Consider the following 567-nt stretch of genomic DNA (forward strand, 5'->3'; position numbering starts at 1 on the left):
CCGTCCCGGACGGGCAGCGGGCGATCCTCGCGCCGCTGCGCGGCCGGCGCCGGGTGATCGGCGCGGCGCTGTTCCTGCGCCGCCCGGAACGCATCCCGTTCGAGGCCGACGACCTGCTCGTCGCGGCCCAGCTCGCCACGCACAGCGCCCTCGGCATCGACAAGGCGGTGCTGTACGGGCGGGAGGCGTACATCGCCGACGAGCTCCAGCGCACGATGCTGCCCGAGACCCTGCCGCGCTGCACCGGCGTGCGGCTGGCGTCGCGCTACCTGCCGGCCGCGGAGACCGCGCGGGTCGGCGGCGACTGGTACGACGCGATCCCGCTGCCGGGCAGCCGCGTGGCGCTCGTGGTCGGCGACGTGATGGGGCACTCCATGACGTCGGCGGCGATCATGGGCCAGCTGCGCACCACCGCGCAGACCCTGGCCGGGCTCGACCTGCCCCCGCAGGAGGTGCTGCACCACCTCGACGAGCAGGCGCAGCGGCTCGGCGTGGACCGCATGGCGACCTGCCTGTACGCGGTGTACGACCCGGTATCGCACCGCATCACCATCGCCAACGCCGGTC

At 75.0% G+C, this 567-nt stretch carries 1 protein-coding gene; it reads left to right on the forward strand.

What is annotated here, in order from left to right; all coding sequences use genetic code 11:
* Window positions 1-567: PP2C family protein-serine/threonine phosphatase (locus tag IE118_RS33865; protein WP_189561933.1), on the forward strand; the 567-nt coding region annotated here is incomplete at both ends.

Source organism: Streptomyces pilosus (genome assembly GCF_014649835.1).
GTDB classification, from domain to species: domain Bacteria; phylum Actinomycetota; class Actinomycetes; order Streptomycetales; family Streptomycetaceae; genus Streptomyces; species Streptomyces pilosus.